This is a genomic window from Floricoccus penangensis, from assembly GCF_001832885.1.
Taxonomy (GTDB): domain Bacteria; phylum Bacillota; class Bacilli; order Lactobacillales; family Streptococcaceae; genus Floricoccus; species Floricoccus penangensis.
In genome coordinates this window covers 65,726-84,231 of record NZ_MKIQ01000003.1, presented here as the reverse complement: position 1 = coordinate 84,231, position 18,506 = coordinate 65,726, and the positions used below count along the sequence as shown (strand labels likewise).

The following is an 18,506-nucleotide window of genomic DNA, read 5'->3' as shown; positions in this document are numbered from 1 at the left end:
TATGACTAAATTACTTATTAAAAATGGTAGATTAGTGAATCCAGCAAGCAATTTTGATGGAATAGCTGATATTTTAGTAGAAGATGGCAAAATCAAAGAGATTGCTGAAAATATCACAGCAGAAGCTGATAAAGTTATTGAAGCAGGTGGTCTGGTAGTAGCACCAGGTCTGGTTGATGTCCATGTACATTTTCGTGAACCGGGGCAAACCCACAAGGAAGATATCCATACTGGAGCTTTGTCTGCCGCTCGTGGAGGGTTCACAACTGTTGTCATGATGGCAAATACAAATCCGACAATCTCAACTGTACCCGTGTTAGAAGAAGTTCTAGCATCTGCTGCCAAAGAAGATATCAATATCAAGTCTGTAGCAACAATCACTACTAACTTTGACGGAAAGCACCTAACTGACTTCTCAGCCTTGCTTGAAGCAGGAGCAGTAGGGTTCTCAGATGATGGTATCCCGCTTTCAGACTCTGCAATGGTAAGAAGTGCCATGCAAGAAGCGGTTAAGTACGATACTCTAATCAGCTTGCACGAAGAAGACCCAGCATTAACAGGTGTTCTCGGAATAAATGATGGGGAAGTAAGCCATAAATGTGGATTCACAGGTGCTCCAACAGTTAGCGAGTACAGTATGGTTGCGCGTGATGCAATGATTGCTTATGATACAAAAGCGCGTGTACATTTCCAACATATGTCTGCTAAGGAGAGCGTTGAAGTAATCAAGTTCGTAAAATCTTTAGGAGCAAATATTACTTCAGAAGTTACACCGCAACATTTTTCTATCACAGAACAAGAAATTCTAACTGTGGGTACTAACGCAAAATTAAACCCACCATTAAGACGTGAAGAAGATAGACTAGCAGCAATCAAGGGGCTTCAAGATGGGACAATTGATGTAATTGCAACAGACCATGCCCCACATACACATGAAGAAAAAGACCAAGAACTGACAAAAGCACCAAGTGGAATGACAGGACTTGAAACATCCCTTCAATTAGGATTAACTCACCTAGTAGATGAAGAATATTTAACATTATCTCAACTACTAGAAAAAATGACCCTAAACCCGGCTAATTTATATGGCTTTGATGCAGGATACCTTACAGAAGGTGGACCAGCAGACATCGTAATCTTTGACGACAAGAAAAAAGTCGTTATAGAAAACGACTTCGCCTCAAAAGCAAATAACACACCATTCATCAACCAAGAACTCACAGGAAAAGTAATCTATACAATCTGTGATGGGAATGTGGTTTATGAAGGTTAAGAGAACATAGAAGAACATCCGAAAGGGTGTTTTTTCCATTTAAAATGATTAAATATTATTATATAATAAAACTATATTATATTTATGAAAAATAGGAGTATTTTATGACGATTAAGTCACCAGTAATTTATGAAACAGAATATTCTAGAGAAGGTATCAAAAATTTAGTTACTGAATCTGAAAATGATAAAAAGGTAATTTTTGAATACCCAACAGTTTACATTGTAAATGATACAAAAAAAGATGAATACACAGTTTACGTTGGAGAAACAACCAATATTGGACGTAGAACAGAGGAGCATTTATTAGCTGATAGTTTATTAAGGGATGACTGGAAAGAGCTTGCAGATTCTGATTCTTCAAAAATGTTTGTGATTGGACATAATCATTTTAACAAGTCCTTGACGCTTGATATTGAAAATAGATTAATGCAATATATGACAAGCGTAGATAAAGTTAAAAAAGTTAACAATCGAAGGACTAATCAACAAAATAATTACTATACTGCAGATCAATTTGATGAAATTTTTTCTAAAATATGGAGGAAATTGAATAAAAAGAATAAGGATCTTTTTCCTACTGAGAGAATTATAAAAGATTCTGCTCTTTTTAAGGCTTCTCCATTTCACAAATTAACTGATGAGCAATTGAAAGCTAAAGATGAAATTATTTTAAAAACTACAGAATCTCTTTCTCAAAATAAAGTTGGACAACTGATTGTTGTGGAGGGAGAAGCTGGATCAGGAAAAACTGTTTTATTAAGTAGTTTATTTTATGAACTTAATCAACTAGCAAATGATAGCTCAGAAGATCCTGAAAATATTGTAATTAGAAATCTTGGGAAGAAGCAACAATTAATAGTAAATCATGAACAGCAATTGAAAGTTTATCAACAGATCGCCACTAAATTAGGAATTTTAAACCGAAGAAGTGGTCAAATTGTATCTCGACCTACAACTTTTATAAATAATACTCTACCAGAGGACAAAGTTGATATTGTTATAGTTGATGAAGCACACTTATTATGGACCCAAGGAAAGCAGTCATATAGAGGTAGTAATCAACTAAAGGATTTGTTAGACAGAGCGAAAGTTGTGATTGCAGTTCTTGATAAAAATCAGATACTTTCTAGAGAACAATATTGGGATGATGAGGAATTTGATTTTCTAATCCATGAAGCAATTTTGAATAATCAATATGTATATTTAGATAATCAATTAAGAATTAATGGAGATGATGAAACTATATATTGGATAAGAACATTAATTGATGAAAACAAAATTTTAAATATTCCGAAAGACTCTAAAGGTTATAATCTGGAAATATTTGATGATATTGATCTGATGTATAAAAAAATAAAGAAAAAATCTGAAAATGAAGATAGCGGTATCTCTCGAATGCTTTCTACATTTGATTGGGATTACGTAGATAAAAGAAAGCCAGATAATGGGGACGAATTTTGGAATGTAGAAGTTGATGGATGGAAATTACCATGGAATTTACAACTTCCACAGAATAAGGAAGAGAAAAGAAAAAATAAAGATTTGGCATGGGCTGAACAAAGACAAACAATAAATGAAGTTGGTTCTACATTCACAATACAAGGTTTTGATTTGAATTATGCAGGTGTAATAATTGGCCCCTCTGTTAAATATAGAGACGGTAAAATAATTTACGATCCTAAAGGGAGTAAAAATAAAAAAGCTACTCAAAGAAGAACACTAAAAACAGGTGAAAAAGTAGAAGTTTCAGATAAACTTTTAAAGAATGAACTTAATGTTCTTTTAACAAGAGGGGTAAATGGTCTTTATATATATGCAGTTGATGAAGAATTAAGAGAAGCTTTGAAATTGGCTAAAGAAGGAAAATTAAAATTATGAATTCAATGGAAAGAATAAATAAATTTCGAGATGATAGAAATTGGAGGCAATTTCACAATGAAAAAGACCTTGCAATTTCTATTTCACTTGAAGCATCAGAGCTTTTAGAAATTTATCAATGGAAAAATTCTGAAGAAGGTAATAAAGATATTGAACATCTAAAAGAAGAACTTGCAGATGTTTTAATATATTCATATATGCTAGCAGACAATTTAAATTTCGATATTGATAAAATAATTGAAGAAAAGCTAATAAAGAATGATGAAAAATATCCAGTTGAAAAAAGTAAAAATTCAAATAAGAAATATGATGAACTAGATTAAGTTAATATAATTAGATATCATTTTCACAATCAAAACAATCCTAATTTTCACAAACTTCTGGTATAATATTTGTTATGGAAAATTTACATAATAAAATCTCAAACAAAGAATTAAAAGAGCGTTTGATGGCTGAGACTGAGCCACGCACAACGATTTCTTTTTACAAATACTTCAATATCCCTGATGCTCAAGCATTTCGTGATGAGCTTTACCAAAAGTTTGTTGACCTGGGTGTTTTCGGGCGTGTTTACATTGCAACTGAAGGTATCAATGCTCAGATTAGTGTTCCAACTTCTAATGTTGAAGCTCTTAAGGAAACAATCTACGCAGCTGATCCAGCTCTTGATGGTATTCGTTTAAATTATGCTATTGATGATGACGGAAAATCTTTCTGGGTTCTTCGTATGAAGGTTCGTGATAAGGTTGTTGCTGATGGTATCGATGATCCAACTTTTGATCCGTCAGACGTTGGTGCTTACCTTAAGGCAGCAGAAGTTAACGAAATGATGGGTCGTGAGGATACTATCTTCGTAGACATGCGTAACCATTACGAGTATGAAGTAGGTCACTTTAAAGATGCTATAGAAGTTCCGTCAACTACCTTCCGTGAGCAATTACCGATGGCAGTTGATATGCTTCAAGACTCTAAGGACAAAAATATTGTAATGTATTGTACTGGTGGAATTCGTTGTGAAAAAGCTAGTGCATACATGAAACATGAAGGTTTCGAAAATGTCTATCACGTTGAAGGTGGTATCATTGAATACGCTCGTAAGGCTGAAGAAGAAGGTTTACCTTTAGAATTCATCGGGAAAAATTTCGTATTCGATGAGCGCATGGGTGAAAGAATTACTGATGATGTGCTTTCTCACTGTCACCAATGTGGTAAAGTAAATGATGACCACAAAAATTGTCACAATCCAGCTTGTCACAGACTATTCATTCAATGTCCAGAGTGTGATGAAAAATTCGAAGGATGTTGTTCAGAACAATGTCAAACAGAAATGCACCTTCCAAAAGAAGAATTAAACAATTTAATCCAAGAACGCATGAAAGATAAAGATTTCTTTACTAAAAAACGTGCTTAAGTCCAAAGATCGTCAATTGACGGTCTTTTTTCACAAATTAACAATGTAACCGTTTTTATAAATTCAGAATTTTTGCTATAATCAATTTAGGAAAAATAGAAATTAGGTTACATTTATGCGATTAGAAGAAATACCTCAAGAACGAGAGACAATGCTCAAACATGATACTGAGCGTGATAAAGGTCTCAAAGAGCCTTATACAATTAAAAAAATAAAGAATCTATCATATGGTCCTCATGGTAAAGAGAATAAGTTTGATATTTATTATCCTAAGGGGACTCATCATCCTTTACCGACCATCGTCAATATTCACGGTGGGGGTTACTTTTACGGCAGTAAAGAGATTTATCTTTTTTACTCTATGCACCTAGCTAGTCAGGGCTTCACGGTTATCAATTTCAATTACCGCTTGGCACCTGAAAGTAAGTATCCTGCACCGCTTGAAGATATCAATAGCATGATGAATTGGCTTCTGGACAATAATCAAAATTACAATATCGATATGGATAATCTTTTTGTCGTGGGCGATAGCGCGGGAGCACAACTGGCAGAGCAGTATGCGACCATAGTTACCAATCCTGAGTATGCAAAAGGATTCTCCTTCAAAGCTGCTAAGGTGAAAATCAAGGCGATGGCTCTCAACTGTGGTTTATACTTTGTAGATGAGGAGCAACCTGCTGACCATGATTTTACCTACTATTTTGGGGCAGATATCAAGGAAATTATCAAAAAAGACTTCCCTGTTGAAGAATTTATTACTTCTGAATTTCCTTCATCTTTCGTGGCAACTTCCTCTCATGACTTTTTGAAGGACTTAGCTAAGCCATTTGCGGAATTATTGGAATCGAAAGGTGTTGTTGCTAAATATAAGTTATATAAGAATAAGGACAACTCTTATTTGGGGCATGTTTTTCACGTTGACCAAAAGCGCGTGGTAGCAAGCGAGTGTAATGATGATGAGATAAGATTTTTCAAATCTTTTATTGATAGGACCATCCATAAATCAAATATGGACTATTTGAGTATTGATATTGGTGGTTCATCTGTTAAATTTGGATTAATTAATGGTTCTGGTAATCTTGTGGAGATATGGAAAAGAGAAACTCCTGAATCCTTAGAAGAACTACAAGCAATGCTTCAAATTGAGATTGAGGAAAAGTCTGATTTAATTAAAGGTATTGCTATGAGTATTCCAGGTAAGATTAATTCAAGAAACGGATATATTCATACTGCCGGAGCTATTCCATATCTCTATGATTTTTCAATGAAAGAATGGGTTTCATCATTTACGGAACTTCCTTTTGTTACCATAAATGATGGTAAGGCAGCAGCACTTGCGGAGTGGTGGATTGGAAATCTTAAGGATATTGAAAATGGGGCAGCAATTGTTCTCGGCTCAGATGTTGGATGTGGTCTTATTGTAAATAATCAGTTGCTTCAAGGTCCAAATTATCAAGCAGGCGAAGTGAGCTACTTAATAAGAAATCCTAATAGACATGACTCTCAGTTATTTGATAATCAAGCCTCAGCAGTTGTCTTTATGAAGAGAGCAAGTGATATTTTAGGTGTATCAAAGTATGATTACCAAACAATATTTGATGCCATTGTAAATCATGAGTCAAAAGAACTGGATGAATTGTTTACTGCCTACTGCCGAGATATTGCAAGTCTGATTAATAATCTTCAAGTAACTTTAGACCTTGAAAAAATAGTTATAGGTGGTGGAATCAGTAACCAGAAAATAGTTACGCAAACAATCAAAGAAGAATACTATAAATTAAGGCAAGAGCATGGATTACTAGAAAAAACATTCCAACCAATTGCAATCGAAGAGTGCAAGTTCCATAATTCATCGAATCTACTTGGTGCTCTTTATCAGTTGTTTATCGAAATAGATGCTAGGAGTATGTAGGATAATAAATTCCTGAATTTTGGTTGGAAAGTATTTACCATATAAAAAGAGATGCAGTTTTCCTTGTAATTCAATAAAAGTGTTATAAAGAATTCTTCGATATTCTTCATTTACTTATAAAAATCCTAAATATGATATAATTTTAGGACAATCAAATTATTTATAGGGGGGAAATTTATGGGCATTCTATTTTTAATTTTTTTAGTAATAGTTCTAATATTATTATTTACAGTTGCAAGATCTGTATTTTTCATTATTCTTAAATTACTTTGTCTTCTCTTTATAATCTACTTGATATATATGTTGTATTTATATATATTTGGATGATACTTTAAGAAACTTAATCTGGAAATATCTATTTTCAGATTTTTTATTTTGATATAATCGCTATGAAAATATTTTATATTTAATTTTAAAACCTGAGCATTTACTTTTTCTGAAAGAAGTAGGACTCAGGTTTTTATATTTTTACAATAAATTTACTGAATATTTTAAATTAATTTGAAATATCCCTAGAAATTTTAGAATAATAAGTTATAATATATCTAGTGAAAAATTTAACTATGAGAGAAAGAGGATTTTATGGCTATTAAAAATGAAGCTATGTTGATTACTTACAGTGACAGCATGGGGGACAATCTTAAGGACTTGAACAAGGTTTTAACTGACCACATGAAGGGGGTTGTTGGTGGGGTGCACTTGCTTCCGTTCTTCCCATCAACTGGAGACCGTGGTTTTGCGCCAAGCGACTATACTGTCGTTGATGACGCTTTTGGTGATTGGTCTGACGTCGAAAAACTGGCAGAAGATTACTATCTAATGTTCGACTTCATGATTAACCATGTTTCACGCCAGTCACACATGTACCAAGACTTCAAGGAGAAGAAGGACGACTCTAAGTACAAAGATTTCTTCATCCGTTGGGAAAAGTTCTGGGAGAAAGTTGGTGAAAATCGTCCGACTCAAGAAGACGTTGATTTGATCTACAAACGTAAAGATAAGGCTCCAATCCAAGAGATTGAGTTTGCTGACGGAAGTGTTGAAAACCTTTGGAACACTTTTGGGGAAGAACAAATTGATATCGACGTGAACAGCCAAGTAGCAAAAGAATTTATCAAGGATACTCTTGTGGACATGGTGAAACACGGTGCAAGCTTGATTAGACTAGATGCCTTTGCCTATGCAGTTAAAAAAGCAGATACAAATTGCTTCTTTGTTGAACCTGATATTTGGGATACTCTTGATGAAGTTAGAGAAATTTTGGCACCTTATCAAGCTGAAATTCTTCCTGAAATTCATGAGCACTATTCAATTCCAATGAAGATATCTGAACATGATTACTTTGTTTATGACTTTGCTCTTCCAATGATTAATCTTTATTCGCTTTATTCAGGTAAGTCTAATCGTCTTGCCCATTGGTTAAAAACAGCACCAATGAAACAATTTACTACGCTTGATACCCATGATGGTATCGGAGTAGTAGATGCGCGTGATTTGCTTACTGATGAAGAGCTTGATTATGCTTCAGAGGAATTATACAAGGTTGGAGCAAATGTTAAGAAGACTTATTCTTCAGCAAACTACAACAACCTAGATATTTATCAAATCAATAGTACATATTATTCAGCATTAGGAGATAATGACCGTGCATACTTACTTGCAAGAGCAGTACAAGTATTTGCGCCTGGTATTCCTCAAGTCTATTATGTGGGACTTCTAGCAGGTAAGAATGATATTGAACTTCTTGAAGGGACAAAAGAAGGACGCAACATTAACCGTCATTACTATTCACTTGAAGAAATTGACCAAGAAGTAGAACGTGCAGTAGTCCAAAATCTCTTTGAATTACTTCGTTTCCGCAATCAGTCTGATGCCTTTGATTTAGAAGGTAAGATTGAAGTTGAAACACCAAGTGAAAGCGAAATTGTTGTAACTCGTACAAATGCAGACGGAACAGTTTCAGCAACACTTGAGGCAAACCTTGCCACAAAAGACTTTGTCATTAAAGAAGCTGACAAAGTAATCCTTGAACAATAATAGATAGTAAACACCAGTCAATGACTGGTGTTCATTTTGTATATTAGTATACTTATTTTTGTTATAATACTATTGTAGAAAGTAAAAAGGAGAATATGATGGGTAATATTAATAAAAATTCAAACAAAGGTTTGGATAGTGTTAGAAACAGTACAAAAAAAATTGTCAATAATGTTTCTAGTAAAATTAAAGATAACTCTACAAATATTGAGCAAATATCTCAAGACAAAATGATGCAGACTCTTGATTGGGCATACAGTAAAACTATGACAGGGATGCCAGGTCAAAAAAATATTCAAGACTTAGTTGATGATTACCTATCATTATATGATAAAGAAGTGGCAATCAATAAATTAATAAATGCTCAAACAACTAAGGCTGCTACATCTGGATTTGTTACCGGTTTTGGTGGAGTTATAACAATGCCCGTCACAATTCCAGCTAATGTTACTACGGTTATTTTATTTCAGATGCGTATGATAGCTGCAATTGCAAGTATGAGAGGGTACAATTTAAATAGTGATCAAGTTCAAACTTTTGTTTACGCAACTCTTGCTGGAACATCAGTTTCAGAACTATTAAAAAAAAGCGGAATAGTTATTAGTAATAAGTTAATGCTTGGAATAGTTGAAAAAATTCCAGGTAAGACATTAACAAAGATAAATCAAGCAGTTGGATTCAGACTTGTAACCAAATTTGGTAGCAAAGGAGCTGTTAACTTAGGTAAGATGGTTCCAATTGCAGGTGCTGTAGTTGGTGGAACATTTGATACATTATCTACAAAAACTATTGCTAGACTTGCCAAAAAAACATTTACAGATGCTGGAATATATTTAGGTGATGATATAATAATTCCTAAAGAAGAGCTATAAATTATCTATAAATCAACCTCAAGACCCATAAAAAGAAAATTTAGCTATGATATAATTAATTCAACAAAACATCAGATGATGTTCAGTTAATTAATGAGGGAAAAAATATGAATTTAATAAAAACGATAATTTTAGCGATAATTGCACTATTTGTTCTTAAAATATTTTTATCAAGTGCATTTTTCTTGATAAAATGGGGGGTAATACTAGGTGTTATTTACTATCTATATCAAGCCATTACAAATAGAGGATATTAAAAAAGCTGTGATTTTTTGATCACGGCTTTTAACTTGCTTATTTTGTCAATTGTTTAAAGAATTCTATATAAGAATTTACAATTCCTTGAAGATAATCAGAAGTTCTTTGGTCAATCTTACCATCTTCTGTTATTGATGAATCAATGTGTCCTAGGTATGCTTCTGGTTGTTGAAGTGTTGGCATATTTACGAAAACAAGTGATTGGCGTAAGATATGGTTTGAACCAAATCCTCCAATTGCACCGGTTGATGCAGTGATCACTGCGGCAGGTTTTCCGTCCCAAACGTTTGCACCATAGGGTCTTGAACCTACATCAATTGCATTTTTAATAACCGCTGGAACGCTTCTGTTATACTCTGGAGTGACAAATACAATTCCATCATATAATTTAATTTTTTCTCTAAAATCAGTCCATGCTTGTGTTGGGGTAGATTCATCATCTAAATCTTGATTATACATTTCAAGTTCAGCAATCTCGATAATGTCCGCTTCAAGATCACCCTTGAACATAGGAAGAATTGTTTCAGCAACTTTTCTATTAAAAGAACCTTTGCGTAGACTTCCAATAATAATACCAATTTTTGCCATATTAATCTCCTTTTCAATTAAAAAATTATCTATATGTTAAGTATAGCACTAAGTATATGAAAAGGCTTGATTTTGGTTTACTATCCTAATATTAACTTATATGCTAAAATATCTAAAAAGGAGTAGCTATGGAATATTCAGTAGTAATGGTAGTAAATGAAAAAATCGAAAGTGTTGTAAGGAATCACTGGCAAAAAATGTCTGACCTTAACTTATCTACATACCATTTGGATGGAGATAAATTCCCACATATAACATATTTATCTTTTGATACAAAGGATAGCATAGAGCAAGTGATTTATATTTTTAAAAAGGAGTTTTCTAGGCTTCCTAAATATAACTTTAACATTGAGAATCTTGAATCATTTGGAGTTTGTAAGGCAATTTATTATGCAATATATTTTCCAGAAATATTTTATAAAAATAGGCTATCACTTATTGACAAAGTTGATGAGAGATGGCACGAAAATAGTACTTTTAAGTATATTAGTCACCTTACGATTGCAAATTATCTAAAAACTGATAATCATAAAAAAACAATTGATTTTTTAGAAAATGATTTTATAAACCTTAAAGGAAATATCAAGAATTATCTTCTAGTATCAATTAATCCAGATAAGACTATAAATATTTTATCTTATGTTTAATCTTCAATCTTTAATTTTTTCTTTGCTCCAAATATATTTTAGTGATAGTATTAAATTAATTATTTAACAGATTCGAGGAATGTTATGGATAAGGAAGAAAAGTATAAGTTTCCAGTACAGTTGTCAGCATTGATAAAGGAAAATTCTGGTAAAGATATTAAATTAAATGAGGCAAATGGAGACTTTGAATTTGTTGAGAGAGAAATAAATCAAGAGGACAGCCAAAAAGTATCATTGAGAGGATTTATCATTCCTTCAGTCATAACTACAATAATTTTTTATTTATATTTTTATTATAGGGACATGATATATATACCAATGAATGGGATGATTTCCATTGGAAGTGCCGTTACAACGCTTGGAGTATTAAGTGGAGTAATTGTTTTACTAATTACCTTCATTTTAATTAAAAACGGTAAAATTTTAGCTCAATCATCGACCTTATATTGGAGGAATTTTCCTGCAATTCTAGTAGCCTTTACTGTAATTCTTTTTTTATCTACCTTTTACTTATTTGATATTTTGGATTTCATGTTACCTGGCTTAAGATTTGACCTGTATACAGCAACATTTCTTTTTCTAATTATTGTCGCAGTTATTGACTATTTGATGATTTTTACCATGCTTAGACTAACACCGTCTATTTTAATTAATATACTAACGATTGTAATTATTGGTGGAGTGATTGGGGCTATGATGACTAACCGCGACCGAGAATGGTGGCAATATAATTTTAGTTATTTAGGTACCTTTAGGGCAAAAAATAGTTGGCAGTTTAATTTGACACTTGTTTTGTCAGGTGTACTTATGATTTCACTCGTGGACTATTTATATGTATCGTTGACACACAAATATAAGAGTAAGAAGTTATCTATTTTGAGGTGGTTGTTGATATTGGTTGCAATAAACCTTGGAGCAGTTGGTGCATTTCCGTATCGAGGTGGAACCATATATGCAGTAATTCATAATCAAGTGGCTAGTAATTTAGTATATTTAATTATCGTTTTGATTTTAGCTCTCCCGATACTGATGCCTAAGCTTTCAAAAGACTTTCTATATGCCTCGTACTTTATTATGGGAATATTAGTGTTGATAGTTTTTCTTTTCCAAGGAGTTCATTATTTTTCATTAACTGTATTTGAGCTTTTAGCATTCTTTGTAGCATTCATATGGCTTTTAATGCTTTTCCAATATCTACAAGGTTTGTTGATAGATAAAGAAGATGAAAAATACATAAAGATATATTTTAAAGAATATGACGAAGAAAACTAGGACTTGTTTCTGGTTTTTTTGATTTAATTATCTTGTTATATAATTTATAAACTTCAAATAAGAGTATAATAAAGAAAAGCTTACATAAAATTTACACAGTAAGAATTTGAAGTTTGTTATAATTGATGATGAGGTAAATATGATAGAAAATGAAATTGATGCTGTAAAATGGATACACAATCGAAAGAAATATGGACCAAAACCAGGACTTATGAGAGTTGAAGCTCTTCTTGAATTAATTGGTAATCCTCATTCTGATTTGGAAATAATTCATGTCGCTGGAACGAATGGTAAAGGATCAACTGTGAGTTATTTGCGAAGCCTTCTAATGGAAGAGGGCTTAAAGGTTGCAACATTTACTTCACCATATATTGAAATGTTTAATGAACGTATTGCTATAGATGGGAAATTCATTTCTAATTCTGACTTAACTAGGTTAGTAGATAAATTAAAGCCTTCAGTTGAGGAAATTGACAAAAATCCAAAGACAACAGGGATTCCAGAATTTGAATTTTTGACCGTTCTTGCTCTTGAATATTTTAAGGAGCAAGATGTTGATGTAGTAATTCTCGAAGTTGGTCTTGGTGGTCTTTATGATTCAACCAATATTGTTAATCCATTAATTACAGCAATTACGACAATTGGAATGGATCATATGGATATTTTAGGAAATACAATTGAAGAGATTGCTTATCAAAAGGCTGGGATAATTAAAAAGAATATTCCTTTGGTTACTGGAAATATAGAGCATTCTGCTTTAAAGGTAATAGAAGATAAGGCACGTCAGCTTGATGCACCAACTTATTGTTTAGGTCAAGAATATAAGGTCCTTAAATCTTCTTCAGAAGAAGAATGGGGTGAAACTTTTTATTTTGAAAATGAGGAAATAAGTATTGTAGATTTAAACACTCCACTTCAGGGACTACATCAAATTGATAATGCTGGACTTGCTATTGAAATTTTTTATCTTTATTGTCAAATAAAAAAAATAAAATTTGATATAAAGAAAGTTAGAAGTTCTCTTAAAAGAACCTACTGGCCTGCTAGGATGGAAAAAGTCATGGAAAAACCATTAGTAGTTATAGATGGTGCTCATAATATACCTGCGATTAAATCATTAATTGAAAATCTACAAAGTCGATATGCGGATAAGAAAATAGCAATCCTTTTTTCTGCTCTTGAGAGTAAGAGCATTGATCTTATGATTGAAAAATTATTGAATATTGATAATGCTGACCTAATAGTCACAAGTTTTGATTTCCCTAAGTCCTTGGAAATTTCTCAACATGATTTTTCTAATTTAGATTTATCCTATAAGGATGATTGGGAAGCAGTACTTGATGAACTGCTGAAAAATGATGTTTATGATTTGATTTTGGTTACAGGATCGCTTTATTTTGTATCAATGGTGAGATTATATTTTAAAGGAAGTTCACAAAGTATGATATAATGATTGTAAACGTATACAACATATAAGATGGAGGTTTTATGAAGATTTTTTTAATTATTGTGGTCATTATTTTAATGATAATTTTTGCACTTTTACTATATGCAGGTAGTTTTTTAGCTAATGCAGTTATGGATCGAGATAACAATTGGTATAATAAAATGGGACATAGTTTGGCAAACCCAGATTTGTTTGATGTTGCTGAAGATGATCCATATACAGTTATTGAAAACGCTCAAAACAAAGTTGCAAATGATTTTTGGGATAAAAATTTAACAGAACAAGTTACGATTACTAGTTTCGATGGACTTAAGCTTGTTGGAAATGTTTTTAAACTTAATCCTGATAGTAACAAGTGGTTACTTGGTGTGCACGGGTATCGTTCTACTGGAAGACGTGATATGCAAGTTATTATGGAACATCTAGCCCGTTCTGGTGAATATAATATATTAATCCCAGATCATAGATCTCACGGTGAGAGCGAAGGTAAGCTGATAACTTTTGGTCATAATGAAAAGAAGGACATTCTGCAATGGACTAATGAGCTTCTTAAAAAAGAACCGAATGCTGAAATCGTTCTATATGGCGGATCAATGGGAGCAACTACTGTAATGTTAACAACAGAACTTGATCTTCCGACAAATGTTAAAGGGGTTATCGCTGACTGTGGTTATACTTCAGCTTATATGGAATTTGAGCTTTTAATTAAAAATGCTCTTAAAATTCCTAGTTTCCCGCTCCTAAGTTTCATGAATTTCTTTGTAAGAACAAAAGGGAATTTTGATTTGAAAAGCGTAGATGTTAGGCCAGGCTTAAATAAAAATGAATTACCATTCTTAGTAATACATGGAACAGGTGATAAATTTGTAGATGTTAGTATGGCTCAATTAAACTTTGATGCAGATAAAGGTGCTAAAGACTTGTTAATTGTTAAAGATGCTCCTCATTTATCATCATATATATATGATGAAGACGATTATTTTAAAACTGTTAATAGTTTCTTAGACAATCTCGTATGGAAGAAAGGATAAAAATGAAAAATAACAAAACTAAAGGTTATATCCTTGTTTTAATTGCTGCCACTTGTGCAAGTCTAGGTCAGTTATTATGGAAGTTTGCAGCAGAAGCGTCTGGGATGTCATATACCTTATTTACAATAATTGGATATGTTTTAGCAGCAGCTGGTATGTTTATTCTTATGGCATCATTTGCCTATGGTGAGGTATCTGTATTACAACCAATGATGTCTATTGGTTTTGCGTTCTCAGTTTTTCTAGGTTTTATTTTTCTTCATGAACCAATTACAATTGCTAAAATACTTGGAGTAATTTTTATAGTGGCAGGAACAATTGTTCTTTCAAGAAGTCCAGAGGACACAAATGATACTACAACAGAGGGAGAACTTAAATAATGGAAAATTTCTTTGCTATTGCCTTCTGGCTTTTAGTATCAACTTTATCTGGTAGTATTGGTGCCATATATCTTAAAAAAGCGATGAATAAAATGCCATCATTTACTTTTAAAAATATAGCAACTTCAATTGATTTTTATATTGGTGCCTTCTTATATATCGTAAGTGCTCAAACTAATATTCAATTATATAAGCATTTAGACTATTCAATTGGTTTCCCAATGACTTCAATCGGATACATCTGGACAATTTTAATCTCATACTTCGTATTCAAAGAAAAAATTACCAAGGAAAAAATCTTGGCAATTGCTTTAATCGTCATCGGTATTGCCTTCCTTGGAAGTGCAGGAGGAGTTAGTTAGGATTGAATCAAACTAATCCTATACGTATTGATAGATTTATCAATACTACAAACTATCTTTATTTTATTCAGGCAACTAATATCTGTTTGCTACTCATAATCATCCTAGTGTTTTTAAAAGCAGTGAGAAAGAAAGTTACATATGCTTTCAGTATACTAATATCTTTGATTGGCTTGGTGGCAAACTATTTCTATATTGCATTTGATGGTGTACTTATTGATAATGGATTACAACTTAATTTATATAATAATGTGAATGTCTATATTACAATTCTAATTTTTATACTCATTGTCTTATCAGTGATTTTATCATTTACATCTAAAAAGAGATGACTCAGTACATTATATAAAACAAAATCATCTGCTTAAAATGCAAACAAAAACTCGAGAATTTTTTCTCGAGTTTTTTACATATTTATTATTTAACTCTTGAAGATTCTTTTGTTGCATTATCAACAGAATCTTGTACTTTACCTTTAGCATCACTTGCTTTGTCTTTAACATCAGAAGCTTTATCTGAAACTTTGTTTTTAGCGTTATTTGCTTTATCAGAAGCAGAATCTTTAGCATCATTTACTTTATCTTGAATAGTTTCTGATTTCTTTTCGAACTCTTCAGCACTTTGAATATCAACTACATCGACATTAAGTTCAACAAGATCAAGACCAGTCATTTTCTTAACTTGATCAGAGATAACTTTTTGCATATTTTCATAGATTGACTGAATATTTCTACCATACTCAACAATAGCTTTCATATCTACAGCGATTTGTTCTTTACCAACTTCAACTTCAATACCCTTTGTAGGATCGTTAGAATTGACAATTTTTCCAGCTAGATTTGAGAAGAATCCACCATCAACGTCTAGTAAACCGTCTACTTCAGCAAGAGCAATCCCAATAATTTTTTTCAATACTTTATCATCAAAAGTAAGTTGACCAGAAGTATTTTTGTTATCTTCAGTTACACTTGCTACTTGAGCATTGTTTGAATTAGATTGATTTGAATTAGATTGAGTAGATTGAGTGTTAGTATTTTTGTTATCATTTGACATAATATTGTCCCCCTGTTTAAAATTAAAAATTATATGTTAATTACTTGCAACCAATTAAATTAATTAAAGATACCTATATCCTTAACAATAAATCCAACAAATGCGCCTAGCCCAACTAAAATTATAACTAAAATAGTTTTCCAGAATCCTAGGCTCATAAACAATATTGCTAGGAGCAATCCTAACAATGCAAAGATTATCGGAATTTTATATTCATATAAAAAATCTTTCATTTATATTCTCCTATATTTATATTTATTTATATAACTCTCGGTTTATTTGAACTTGATTTTGTATCTCTAGAATTATTTGATGAGTTTTTTGTGTCGTCACTCTTGGGCACTTCGAAATCATTAAATTTTATTACAGATTTAATTTTACTATCTACGCCAAGAAGACTTGAAATTTTATCAGATATTTCTTCCATGAGATTTTCTTTTTTATCAATAACATTAGTTCCAGGTGCTAAATTTCCAGAAATTTGAACTTTAATTTTTTTCCTATACATTTTAGCTCGTACGGAAGGATCTTCAATATCAGAATCTTTCTTCACAATGCCCAGAACAAAGTTTTCAATAGCCTTTTTCTCAATGACTAAAGATCCTTTGGATTTATTTATTTTGAAACTGCTTGTTTTTTTAGGAGCAAAGATAACGAATAAAAGAAGTATTATTATTAAAGCTATAAAGAACAAACTTAACCAAAATAAAATTTGAGGAATATATTTTCCAATAAAATCATAGTTTTCATAGCTAGTCAGTGTGTATCGCAAATTACCAACGCTCTGATAAGTAATAGTTACAGAAAATAACACAAAAACTAGTAAAATTAACAAGATGCTGCAAAAAAGTTTAGATAATTTTCCCATAAGTTACTCTCCTTTCCATAAAAATAAATGTTTAGGCTTATAAACCTCTACAAATTCATTCTAGTATAATCAATAAAATCATGCAAATATAAACCTATTTGTTATCTGATTATTAAATAAATTAAAATAACTGCTAAAACAGTTTGAAAAGTTCCACTAGCTAAACCATATATTAAGAACTTAGGACCTTCTTTTATAAACTTTTGAAGGTCTAGTCTTAATCCGATGGCGGCAAGAGCGATTGTTTCAAACCATCCGCTGATAAATTTAGCTGAATTACCTAAAAATTCTGGTAGTGGTAATAGGCTATTTAATGTACAAACTAGCAAGAATCCAAGAACATACCAAGGAATCAGCTTTTTTTTGTTTACTTTAACATTTTGTGTTTCAATATTGCTTTCGTTTTTCACAAGTCTACCCATGACCAAAACCACTACAGTTAACATGATAATACGCATAATTTTGAACAACATAGACATCTGGATGACACTTTCTCCCAGGAAACTTGCCCCTGCCACGACTTGCCCAACTGATTGAAGGGTTCCACCTAATAAGGCAGATTGAGCCATAATTTGGTCAGGAAAAAGTAGCTTAGCTAGAAAAGGAAGAGTCAGCATCATTACAGTCCCCAATAAATTGACTAAGGTAATAACTTGCCCCTTTTCTTCATCGTCAGCATTGATAGTTGGAGCAATAGAAGCGATAGCAGAAGAGCCACAAACCCCACATCCTCCTGCCATCATTAGTGACATCTGTTTATTGAAGCCTATTTTACGTCCTAACCAAGCAATAAATGCGATAGTCGAAGTCATAAGAAGAAGGATGTAAATAAGAGCTTTCGGCCCCATTTGAGCTATTGTCTGGAAACTAACTGTTGCACCTAATAGCACGACGGAAACTTCGAGTAACTTGCTTTCAGAAAACTTTGTTCCCGCATCTAACTCTTTTTGACGAAAAATTGTGTTTCCAAGAATGATTCCAAGTAGAATTGCTATTGTTGTTGCTCCTAATTTAGGGACAAAAATTGCTAAAAGTTTACTTAATACGGCTACGCCTAGAGATAAAAGTAAACCTGGTGTTATTTTTTTTATTTGATTTTTGTTCATTTTAACTTCCATTTCCATATATTCACTGACTAGTATATACTATTAACTTATATAATATAACGAAAACGATAAATATATTATATAAGTTAAATGATAAACTTAAATTTGT

18 protein-coding genes are annotated in these 18,506 nt (G+C 32.3%); 13 read left to right on the top strand and 5 right to left on the bottom strand.

Annotated elements, in window-relative coordinates; genetic code table 11:
* Position 1: 1 nt before the first annotated feature.
* The 7 genes from BG262_RS01470 (at position 2) to BG262_RS01440 (ending at position 9,385) form a co-directional block, all read left to right on the top strand.
* A complete protein-coding gene (locus tag BG262_RS01470) occupies positions 2–1,273 on the top strand; it encodes a dihydroorotase (protein ID WP_070787118.1) in 1,272 nt (423 codons plus the stop codon).
* A gap of 104 nt (positions 1,274–1,377) precedes the next feature.
* Entirely contained in the window at positions 1,378–3,153 is a 1,776-nt protein-coding gene (locus BG262_RS01465; RefSeq protein WP_070787117.1) for a DUF2075 domain-containing protein, read from the top strand.
* Positions 3,150–3,476: a nucleotide pyrophosphohydrolase gene (locus BG262_RS01460; protein ID WP_206598546.1), complete on the top strand. Its 327-nt coding sequence runs from the start codon at positions 3,150–3,152 to the stop codon at positions 3,474–3,476. The genes BG262_RS01465 and BG262_RS01460 overlap by 4 nt, the downstream gene beginning before the upstream one ends.
* 74 nt (positions 3,477–3,550) lie before the next feature.
* Positions 3,551–4,564 (top strand): oxygen-dependent tRNA uridine(34) hydroxylase TrhO, encoded by a 1,014-nt coding sequence (trhO, locus tag BG262_RS01455; protein ID WP_070787116.1) that lies wholly within the window; start codon positions 3,551–3,553, stop codon positions 4,562–4,564.
* Positions 4,565–4,679: 115 nt separating this feature from the next.
* Positions 4,680–6,476 carry an ROK family protein gene (locus BG262_RS10990; RefSeq protein ID WP_338061279.1) on the top strand — a complete coding sequence of 599 codons (1,797 nt, stop codon included), beginning with the start codon at positions 4,680–4,682 and terminating at the stop codon, positions 6,474–6,476.
* A 582-nt stretch (positions 6,477–7,058) separates the two neighbouring features.
* Positions 7,059–8,513, top strand: a complete 1,455-nt coding sequence (gene gtfA, locus BG262_RS01445) for a sucrose phosphorylase (RefSeq protein ID WP_070787115.1) — start codon at positions 7,059–7,061, stop codon at positions 8,511–8,513.
* A gap of 98 nt (positions 8,514–8,611) precedes the next feature.
* Complete coding sequence (locus BG262_RS01440) at positions 8,612–9,385, top strand: EcsC family protein (RefSeq protein ID WP_070787114.1); 774 nt, start codon at positions 8,612–8,614, stop codon at positions 9,383–9,385.
* Between the two features lie 294 nt (positions 9,386–9,679).
* On the opposite strand, the gene BG262_RS01435 is transcribed toward BG262_RS01440, so the two are convergent.
* The gene (locus tag BG262_RS01435) at positions 9,680–10,231 is read right to left on the bottom strand and encodes an NADPH-dependent FMN reductase (RefSeq protein ID WP_070787113.1); all 552 of its coding nucleotides are present in this window, start codon (positions 10,229–10,231) and stop codon (positions 9,680–9,682) included.
* Between the two features lie 128 nt (positions 10,232–10,359).
* Between BG262_RS01435 and BG262_RS01430 the strand changes: the two genes are divergently transcribed.
* The 6 genes from BG262_RS01430 (at position 10,360) to BG262_RS01405 (ending at position 15,370) form a co-directional block, all read left to right on the top strand.
* The gene (locus BG262_RS01430; RefSeq protein WP_070787112.1) at positions 10,360–10,878 is read left to right on the top strand and encodes a hypothetical protein; all 519 of its coding nucleotides are present in this window, start codon (positions 10,360–10,362) and stop codon (positions 10,876–10,878) included.
* A gap of 84 nt (positions 10,879–10,962) precedes the next feature.
* Positions 10,963–12,150 carry a DUF998 domain-containing protein gene (locus BG262_RS01425; RefSeq protein ID WP_070787111.1) on the top strand — a complete coding sequence of 396 codons (1,188 nt, stop codon included), beginning with the start codon at positions 10,963–10,965 and terminating at the stop codon, positions 12,148–12,150.
* 139 nt (positions 12,151–12,289) lie between these two features.
* A complete protein-coding gene (locus tag BG262_RS01420) occupies positions 12,290–13,600 on the top strand; it encodes a bifunctional folylpolyglutamate synthase/dihydrofolate synthase (protein ID WP_070787110.1) in 1,311 nt (436 codons plus the stop codon).
* Positions 13,601–13,638: 38 nt separating this feature from the next.
* Entirely contained in the window at positions 13,639–14,628 is a 990-nt protein-coding gene (locus tag BG262_RS01415) for an alpha/beta hydrolase (protein ID WP_070787109.1), read from the top strand.
* Positions 14,629–14,630: 2 nt separating this feature from the next.
* Entirely contained in the window at positions 14,631–15,008 is a 378-nt protein-coding gene (locus BG262_RS01410; protein WP_099098712.1) for an EamA family transporter, read from the top strand.
* A complete protein-coding gene (locus BG262_RS01405; RefSeq protein WP_070787107.1) occupies positions 15,008–15,370 on the top strand; it encodes a DMT family transporter in 363 nt (120 codons plus the stop codon). The genes BG262_RS01410 and BG262_RS01405 overlap by 1 nt, the downstream gene beginning before the upstream one ends.
* A gap of 417 nt (positions 15,371–15,787) precedes the next feature.
* On the opposite strand, the gene BG262_RS01395 is transcribed toward BG262_RS01405, so the two are convergent.
* From BG262_RS01395 to BG262_RS01380, 4 genes are all read right to left on the bottom strand, one after another.
* Positions 15,788–16,423, bottom strand: coding sequence for an Asp23/Gls24 family envelope stress response protein (locus tag BG262_RS01395; protein WP_070787105.1), 636 nt, complete (start codon positions 16,421–16,423; stop codon positions 15,788–15,790).
* A 59-nt stretch (positions 16,424–16,482) separates the two neighbouring features.
* On the bottom strand, positions 16,483–16,656 hold the full coding sequence (locus BG262_RS01390; RefSeq protein ID WP_070787104.1) for a DUF2273 domain-containing protein: 174 nt from the start codon (positions 16,654–16,656) through the stop codon (positions 16,483–16,485).
* Positions 16,657–16,682: 26 nt separating this feature from the next.
* Positions 16,683–17,291: an alkaline shock response membrane anchor protein AmaP gene (amaP, locus tag BG262_RS01385; RefSeq protein WP_070787103.1), complete on the bottom strand. Its 609-nt coding sequence runs from the start codon at positions 17,289–17,291 to the stop codon at positions 16,683–16,685.
* 101 nt (positions 17,292–17,392) lie between these two features.
* The gene (locus BG262_RS01380) at positions 17,393–18,397 is read right to left on the bottom strand and encodes a YeiH family protein (RefSeq protein WP_070787102.1); all 1,005 of its coding nucleotides are present in this window, start codon (positions 18,395–18,397) and stop codon (positions 17,393–17,395) included.
* Positions 18,398–18,506: the final 109 nt, after the last annotated feature.